We start from the raw sequence: 8653 nt of genomic DNA, 5'->3' as shown, positions 1-8653 counted from the left end.
TCATAGCAAAGTTTTCCGCCAAACTCCAGATAGAGTTTCTCGAATTTTGCCACTCTTTCGTGAATTTTCTTGCTTTGTTCGTTTAAGTATTTGTCTGTATCAAATCCGATTTTCTTCATGTGTTTTTATTAATTATGAAAGCAATTAGTGGGAACAATAAGCATATAAAAATAGGTAAAAACATGTATATAAAAATTACTATAAGTTTGTTGGGGGAAAAATGTTGATAAGAAGTTTAAATGCAAAAAGATGAAAACGAATAAGTGTAAATGGTGTTTGGGGAATTCACTTATGGAAGCCTATCATGATCAGGAATGGGGTGTGCCTCTGCATGATGACAGGAAACTATTCGAATTTTTAATTTTGGATGCTTTTCAGGCCGGCTTAAGTTGGCAGACAATTATTAATAAACGTGACAATTTTTGCAAAGCATTTGATGATTTTGACTATCAGAAAATTGCATGCTATGATCAGAACAAAATAGATGCATTACTAAATGATTCAGGAATAATTAGGAACAAACTTAAAGTTTATGCAGCGGTTAATAATGCCCGATTATTTATGGATATCCAACAAGAATTTGGTTCTTTTGATACATATATTTGGCAGTTCACAGGTGGATCTACCCGTATTAATGCTTGGACTAAAATGGAACAAATTCCAGCTAAAACCGCTGAATCAGATGCCATGAGTAAAGACTTAAAAAGGCGAGGATTTAAGTTTGTTGGATCGACTATTTGTTATGCTTTTATGCAAGCAGCTGGCATGGTGAATGATCATGAAATTGATTGTTTCAGGTATTTTGAAGTAGATAAACTATCTGAATAAAATCAGATTAGTATTTGTTTACAAACCACATCTCCATTTCCCCTTTACCCTTTGCTTCAATTTTACCACGGCTTTCAAACTTAAAATCAGGTTTACCTGCATTGCTGGCTGGCAAGTCTTTCAGTAATTCATAGCTTGTCTGGCTGATGTTTACTTTACCTGCTTCGCCATTACTTTCCATTCGGGATGCTGTATTTACAGTATCGCCCCATATGTCGTATTGGAATTTTTTCACCCCAACTATTCCAGCTACTACAGGCCCCGTATGAATTCCTACACGCATTTGAAACGCCTGTTCTCCTAATGCCTCTCTCTCCAATTTTCTACTGGTAATGAATTCTTGCATTTCAAGTGCCGCCAATACTGTGTTTTTAACGGAATTCATGGAAAGGTCTTGCATGCCCCCAGCTGCCATATATGCATCTCCAATTGTTTTGATCTTTTCAATTTTGTATTTTTCCATGATGCCATCGAATACTTTAAAACAGCTATTGATTTCATTAACCAAAGAAGAAGCAGTCATTTTTTCGCTTATTGATGTAAAACCTTTGAAATCAGTAAACAATATAGTAGCTTTTTCAAACTCTTTTGCATCTGCATAGCCTTTGGTTTTTAATTCTTCCGCAACATCGCTGGGCAATATATTCAATAACAACTCTTCTGATCTGTCTTTTTCGATTTGAAGTATTTTTCTTGATCGTCTTATAAAATCCAGTCGACTGTATAAGCCAATTGATAGGATTAAAACAAACAATATACTTAATTGCAAAATCTTAGTTCTTTTATGTTCTTTAACCTGTTGGATTTCAAGGTTAAGCTTGTCCAACTGAAGCTCTTGTATTTGGCGCGCTTTTTTTTCAGCTTTAAAACTTTCCTGGAACTCTGTAAATGCTAAAACCTTCTCTTTGGCAAATAGACTGTCTTTCCATAATGATACGTTGTAAAGTGCTTCATATCCTTCTTCAAATCGATTCAATCTTTTGAGTGCTAAAGCCTTGTTTCCATAATAATTAATAACATGATTCAAATCCTTAAACTTGTTGGCATAATATATTGCAGAATCCATATAGGTTAATGCCATGGTTTTATCTTCAAGTAAACCTGCCAGATTATTATACAATTCACCAAGCATTTGGAAATGGCGATTTGCCATTGCTAAAGGAATTGTTTTCTGAATGAAATATGCAGCACTATCCATCTGGCCTGTCATTGCATACAAGGTGCCCAAACTACTATATGAAAGTTCCTGTATTTCAGATAGATTATTTTGTTCAGCTATTTCCATAGCTTTTTTAAAATAGTAAAATGCCTCTTCTATTTTGCCTAAATACGAATTTGCAATTCCAGCATTGATGAATAATTTGCATTTGGTATCGGCTAATGCCCAGCTTACATTATAGTTGCTAAGTGCTTTTTGACATATGGAATCAGCTGTTTTGTATTCTTTTAAGTTCAGATAAACAGTACTTAATAAATGATGAATTTTAATATAACGATTGCTATCACATGCAGAACTAAAGTTGTTTAAAGCATTCAGGCATAATTGCAAACTTTTGTCATATTGTCCAAGTGAATTCAGAAATCGAGCCTTGAGTATTGTAGATCGTAGACTTTTGCATATGTTGTTTTGTGTTTCGTATAAAAGTGAAAAAGAATCACTCAGATGCAAGCCATCAAGGCTATTAATATTCTGTACGTTTTCAAGGTATTCAAGAGTAATTGGTTGATTAATTTTACCAGAATTGGACTGAGGGTATAATGAAGACGAGGCAAAAAAGAGTAAATAAGTTAAAAGAAATGCAGAAATTAACTTCATATGATTAAAATTGAATTTAGTATTAGAACCACTTGCCTGAGTAATTGTCAGGCTAGTGGTTCTAATTTTATCCTTGATTCTTAAGCACAATACTATCTCTTTTTGTTACTTCAGCATGTATTGCTTAATTTGATTCAATAATTAGAAGTTGGGAATGCTATGACTAAAAACAAATGTCCATTTTTGATCATCGCTATTATTCTTATTGTCAAGTTTAGGTTTTTCATTTTCAACAGGGCCTTCTGTTAGACACTTACCACCTCCATCACTTTCTGTTATAGTATAATTTGAACCTGATGCTTCCACAATCCAATTATATGGAGATGAGGAAACTCTTTCATCGTTGTTTGAAAGATAAAGCAAAGTGCCATCTGATTTTGGGATGCTTATAGTATATTGATTTACGATGCCTGAAGCTTGCAGTTTCCATTTTTGATCAGGATTTGAATCTGCAGCATTACATGTTGCAGCATCTTGACTTGTGTTTAGTGTTAATAACCAATTTTTGGAACCAGTTATAGTACAATCGTTGTTTGTTTCTATGCTCATTTTTCTGTTTTAGAGAGTTCTTATTATATAACAAATTGATATATAATCAAATGCGAATTTACACATTATAATCTAAAATAGACCAATTATAAATAACGGCATATAAACAGCTTAAACGTTTCAAAAGTTTTTCATATCAATTTGCTTTTTTGTTCGAAGAAATTGTGCCCCAAAATAACACTTACAAGGGAAACCATAAATGAAGAAAATGATTAGCTATCAGTTATAGATTTTGGCTAATCCATATTTCAGGGTACTTTACAATGTAGTTTTTTGAAAAACAATTTGTCTTTTATCCTAATTCAAACTAATACTTAACAAATAAGGAATTCACAATTTGCCCAACAACAATAACACTTACCATGTAAATGCCACTTGGTAGTTCAGAAAGTCTTATTCTTTGATTATTATTGCCTGCTTTTATGGTAATTCTTTCTGAGAAACAGATATCACCAATCATATTCGTAATAATTATACTTGCTTCTGAGGAACTAATTGAATTGATTGTTAAACTAAGAACTTCTTTTATTGGATTTGGATAAATATCAATATGTAGATTTGATGATAGCTTTTCTTCAATACCAAGATTAGGATCACAATGACGAATTAAAGTTCCTTTTAAAGCATCATTATGCCCACCATACACATAAATGCACTCATCAATAACTGCTGCACTATGATAGGAACGAGCGTCTGGAAGACTTAAGTCCATTGCAGACCATTCGTCTGCTACAACATCATATGAAAACATAGAATCGATATAGCCATTTGAGTAACCTCCAATCAAAATGATATTTCCTTTATAATTTACAGCTTTTGGGGCATGAATTGGCGTTCTGAAAGCAGTTAATACATCCCAACTGTCAGTTGTAATGTTATATCGATCAAAATGATCGCGAGTTAAGTGGATGCTACTTCCTCCACCAGCAATTCGATATACGTAATTTCCCATTCCAGTGGCTCCACTATACCAGGCTCCATTATTTGGAAGCTGTGCTTTTCTTGTCCAACTATCGGTAACAGGATCATATTCATCAAAGTACCATTCTGTTTTATTGTCTCCATTTTGTCCACCCATCAAGTAAATCTTTCCGTTTGCACTGGCTGCGGAATGATACATCCGTCCATCAATAAGTTCTGCTCCTTGTGTCCATGTGTCGGCTACAGGATCATAAATGAAATTATATTTTTGACCCGGATACGGATGGCCTCCTCCCATAACGTAGATTTTTCCAGCTACCGAAATGGCTGACGACCAATAACAACCTTTGGGAATTACTGCTTTTGCAGTCCATGTATCTGTTGTAGGGTCATATTCCTGAATAGCAGGATTTTCTCCACTTGCAATGCCCGATACCACATAAATTTTTCCATTTGCTGCGGTCATTTGAGGCAGATTTGCGGGGTTTGAAAGCGTTGCAAGATCTTCCCATTGTTGTGAAAAAGAATGAGGAGAACAGAGCAGGTAGACTAAAAATATAAGAATGAGCTTTTTCATTGGTTTTGTTTGAGCCCGAAGATCGTGAAAATTGGGAATAGTTGCCAAAAGATTCTATTTTTCAAATTCAGCGAAATACTTTTTTTAATTTAATTACGCCCTAAAAATAGTTGACAAATGCAGTACAATGAATATATTTGTGTGTTGTTAATGCATAATAGCCGACATGCTAAAAAAAAGTCTCCTAATATTACTACTCCTGCCGGTATTATATATCTTTCAAATTAGAACAATACAGATTTTTGAAGAGGCAGCAGATTTTGAACTGTCATCCAATAGTCAATTTGGATTGTTTGAGCCTTTTGAAATTCCTGAAATCCCAAACGATTTAAACACCTCTTATGAACTGGATAGTCAGTTTGCTGTTAAGAACAAAATTCTGTTAAATCAAGCGTATTATAGTGACTTTGGTATTCTGACTTTCAGAGGAGGCCCTCATCGAGATTTTGCAGCAAAAGGAAACATAAAATACAAGCCCACTAAAATTGTAAACGAATGGGTGTTTTATACCCAAAGAGATACATCAAAAGGATATAAAAACAGATCATGGGGAGGTGGAGCCGGATGGACTGGTCAGGCATCAATTGTTCAGTGGCCTGATAGTATGAAGCAGAAATTCAAGTATTTGGATGCAAAATATAAAAAGCAATCGGAGTTTAAAGAGGTGATTATTGGTTCCTTAGCCAAACAAGTTTATTTCATAGATCTGGAAAGTGGTAAAGCAAGTCGAAAGTCCATTGCCACAACAAATCCAATAAAAGGAAGCGTGAGCATACGTCCCGGAGAAATACCATTACTTTTTGTGGGACAAGGTATTCCTGTGAAAGGAAATTGTGCAATGATGATTTTTGATTTGAATAATCATAAAACGTTGTTGCACCGAACAGGAAAAGAGATTTTTGCACCTCGCGGTTGGACAGCTTTCGATAGCTCGCCTTTGGTTGATGAAGAGAATAATACATTGTATTGGCCTGGTGAAAATGGTTTGATTTACCAACAAATGCTGGATTTTTCTAGAGCCGACTCGATTCCAAAACCAAATCGATTCAAATATAAAACAGATAAAAGCAGGCGATATGGTATTGAAAGCAGTATGGCTGTTTGTCGTAATCTGGCTTATGTAACGGATAACGATGGCAATTTAATATGTGTTGATTTGCAAAAAAACAAACCCGTATGGAGCTATTTTGTTGATGATGATACAGATGCATCTGTAGTAATCGAAGAAGAATATGGAAAGCCATTTGTTTATACTGGTAATGAAGTTGACTTGCAAGGAAATAGTGGATACAGCTATTTTAGAAAATTCGATGGTTTTAATGGACATATTGAATGGGAAAGAAAATTCAAGTGCTACTCTGAGCGGGGCAAAAATCCTGTAAATGGCGGAATGTTAGCTACTCCTTTGCTTGGAAAACACAAGGCAAAAGATTTGATCATTATATCGATGGCTCATTATCCCAAAAAATACGAAGGAGAAATTATTGCACTAAACAAGAAAACAGGTAAAATCGTTTATCGGTATAGCCTAAAGAGTTTTTCTTGGTCTTCGCCTTTGGACTTATACGATGAATTTGGGAATATGTATATTTTCACAGCAGACTCTGATGGCTATGTGTATTTGATTGATGGAAGCAACGGTAAACTGCTTGACTCACGCATTATGAGTGTGAATTTTGAAGCTTCACCAGTTGCCTGGGATAATAAGATAGTGTTGGCCGGAAGGGGAAACAAGATTTTTTGTTTTTCAATTGAATGAAAAAACTCATCATCATAGCAGTTATTGCCTTGCTCGTTCAGCAAGGATATTCTCAAATGTATACGGTAAAGGATAGCACAGAATATCCATTTTGGGTTTATTTGCCAGATACTTACACTGACTCTAGTCAAAATTTCCCATTATTTATTTTTCTACACGGTAGAAGTCTTTGTGGTACGGATTTGAATCGGGTATTGAGATATGGCCCTCTTTATGAAATAAAAAGGGGGATGAATATTCCTTTTGTGATTGTTGCCCCCCAATTAAAACCGAATAGCTCATGGAATCCAGATAAAGTTGATGCTGTGGTGAACTATATGTTGGCTCATTATACAATAGATAGCAACAAAATTTCTGTAAGTGGAATGAGCTTGGGCGGATATGGAGCGTTTGATTATGCTGGAAAATATCATAAAAAACTGGCAGCTGCCTCCATTGTTTGCGGAGGAGGAAATACCAACTATGCTTGTGAAGTGAAAGACCTTCCTATCTGGCTTTTTCATGGTAAACTCGATAAAGCTGTACCTTTTTCCGAATCAACTAAAATGCTGGAAGCGGTGCAAAACTGTGGAGGTTACTACATCAACCTAAATGAATATCCAAATTGGGGGCATGGCCAACTTATTCGTGTTTATCGAATGCCAGAACTCTATACCTGGTTGCTGGATCAACAAAAGGGGAAATAATTAATTATTTCTTCTTCGCCCTATAAATATCGGCCTCTATCATCACTGAGTTCTCAAAATAATGATGAACAAAGTACAGATTTCCTTCATTGTCTAATGTAGGTTCTCCCGCAAATTGAGAAACAATAAGTTCTGGAAAAGACCATTTATTGTTCACCCTCTTTGAACGATAAATGGCAGGAGTTCTTAAATATGTCCGAGTAAACCATAATTCATTTCCATTTGGTGTGATGTAAGGAAAGCCATCTATTTCTGAAGTATTCACAGAATCTATAGCAATTGGGTCAGACCAACTTGTATCGGTTCGGGTGCTTACCCAAATGTCATAGTTTCCTTTACCGCCATTTCTGCCTGAGTGAAAGTAGAGATCATCTCCATGCAGATGGACTTCTCCTATTTCAAAATTTTTCATCAGTTTGTCTCCGCAATATGTCCAGTTTTTCCATTTTCCACTAATATTTTCAGCAGTAAACATATTAACTCCAGTAAATCCTTCACGTGCTGATGCAAACCACATTTCGTTGTTTTGGACACAAACAGCACCATCCAGCGCTAGTTTTACAACATCTTGCAACCATACTCTTTCTGCTTTTGTCCAAACATTATTTTCTTTTTTCGACAACCAAACACCCGTAACACTATCCAATAATTGTTTTTCTGGTAAAATCCGAACATCAGGTGTAAGGAAAAAATAGAGCGACTGTCCATCAGCTGTAATAAATGGGGAGTCTTCTGCTCCAGCAGTATTAACGGTTTGGGCTAAAGCAACTGGCTTTTCAAATTCGCTTGAATGCATAATTGGTGGATGATTATCACTTGCAGAATCGCGTTTTGTCACGTCATCCGGAATTTTAGATTCGCGACTAACAACTGGATAGCTTGGATTTGGTTCAGGATCACAATTGATTAAAAAAACGGAAGAAAAAAGAAGGATAAAAACAATAGCAAGATTTTTCATGACAAAATTCGTTTATTCGAATATACGAAATGAAACAGAGAAGATGTTTTTATTTATTAAGATAGGGCTGAAAGAAGAACGTTCACCTTCGCTTAAGCTTCGGTGAACGCTGTAGCGGGGACAGGACAAATATCGAACTTTTCTAATAATCCGAACTATCGATTTGATAATGATATCAGCCTGATACTGAGTCATTCAGATAATATAATACTTCAAAAAACAAGTTAATGAATGGTCTGTAACTTCAGACCTTGCCTTCGGAAAAGCCTGCCCGACTATGTCATTCAGGCGGGTCTGCCCGAAAGACAGGTCAGGCGGGCATATTTTTCTTAATGCAGTGATCCCAATAGTTTTTATTAATTTTAAAGATAAGAATCATTTCATTGCTTTTAATTTGCTTCTTGCTTGTTCCCATATAAAACACTTTACATGTATTTATTATCATAACAAATTGCAGTTTTTTTAAATATTTATTTTGGCAGCAAAACATATTTGCTGCCAAAATTTATATTTTTTATATTTGTAAAAAAAATATTATTACAGCAACCAAATTACATAT

8 protein-coding genes are annotated in these 8653 nt (G+C 35.2%); 3 read left to right on the top strand and 5 right to left on the bottom strand.

Translation table 11 applies throughout. The annotated features are described in order from the left end of the window. Positions 1-119: DUF1846 family protein (locus HOG71_14830; protein MBT5992122.1), on the bottom strand; the 119-nt coding region annotated here is incomplete at its 3' end. Positions 120-249: 130 nt separating this feature from the next. Here HOG71_14830 and HOG71_14825 point away from each other — a divergent pair. Further along, positions 250-828: a DNA-3-methyladenine glycosylase I gene (locus tag HOG71_14825; GenBank protein MBT5992121.1), complete on the top strand. Its 579-nt coding sequence runs from the start codon at positions 250-252 to the stop codon at positions 826-828. A 7-nt stretch (positions 829-835) separates the two neighbouring features. On the opposite strand, the gene HOG71_14820 is transcribed toward HOG71_14825, so the two are convergent. From HOG71_14820 to HOG71_14810, 3 genes are all read right to left on the bottom strand, one after another. Then, entirely contained in the window at positions 836-2644 is a 1809-nt protein-coding gene (locus HOG71_14820) for a hypothetical protein (GenBank protein ID MBT5992120.1), read from the bottom strand. Positions 2645-2785: 141 nt separating this feature from the next. Continuing rightward, complete coding sequence (locus HOG71_14815) at positions 2786-3193, bottom strand: hypothetical protein (GenBank protein MBT5992119.1); 408 nt, start codon at positions 3191-3193, stop codon at positions 2786-2788. Between the two features lie 307 nt (positions 3194-3500). Continuing rightward, the gene (locus HOG71_14810) at positions 3501-4691 is read right to left on the bottom strand and encodes a T9SS type A sorting domain-containing protein (protein MBT5992118.1); all 1191 of its coding nucleotides are present in this window, start codon (positions 4689-4691) and stop codon (positions 3501-3503) included. A gap of 166 nt (positions 4692-4857) precedes the next feature. On the opposite strand from HOG71_14810, the gene HOG71_14805 reads away from it, so the two are divergent. Together HOG71_14805 and HOG71_14800 are read left to right on the top strand one after the other, a co-directional pair. After that, positions 4858-6450, top strand: a complete 1593-nt coding sequence (locus HOG71_14805; GenBank protein MBT5992117.1) for a PQQ-like beta-propeller repeat protein — start codon at positions 4858-4860, stop codon at positions 6448-6450. Beyond that, positions 6447-7136 (top strand): prolyl oligopeptidase family serine peptidase, encoded by a 690-nt coding sequence (locus HOG71_14800; protein ID MBT5992116.1) that lies wholly within the window; start codon positions 6447-6449, stop codon positions 7134-7136. Before HOG71_14805 ends, HOG71_14800 begins: the two co-directional genes overlap by 4 nt. A gap of 4 nt (positions 7137-7140) precedes the next feature. On the opposite strand, the gene HOG71_14795 is transcribed toward HOG71_14800, so the two are convergent. Continuing rightward, on the bottom strand, positions 7141-8094 hold the full coding sequence (locus HOG71_14795) for a hypothetical protein (GenBank protein MBT5992115.1): 954 nt from the start codon (positions 8092-8094) through the stop codon (positions 7141-7143). Between the last annotated feature and the right edge of the window lie 559 nt (positions 8095-8653).

It is taken from the genome of Bacteroidota bacterium (assembly GCA_018698135.1).
Lineage (GTDB): Bacteria > Bacteroidota > Bacteroidia > CAILMK01 > JAAYUY01 > JABINZ01.
Note: the sequence above shows the minus strand (reverse complement) of the source record. Positions and strands in the feature narration are given on the sequence as shown.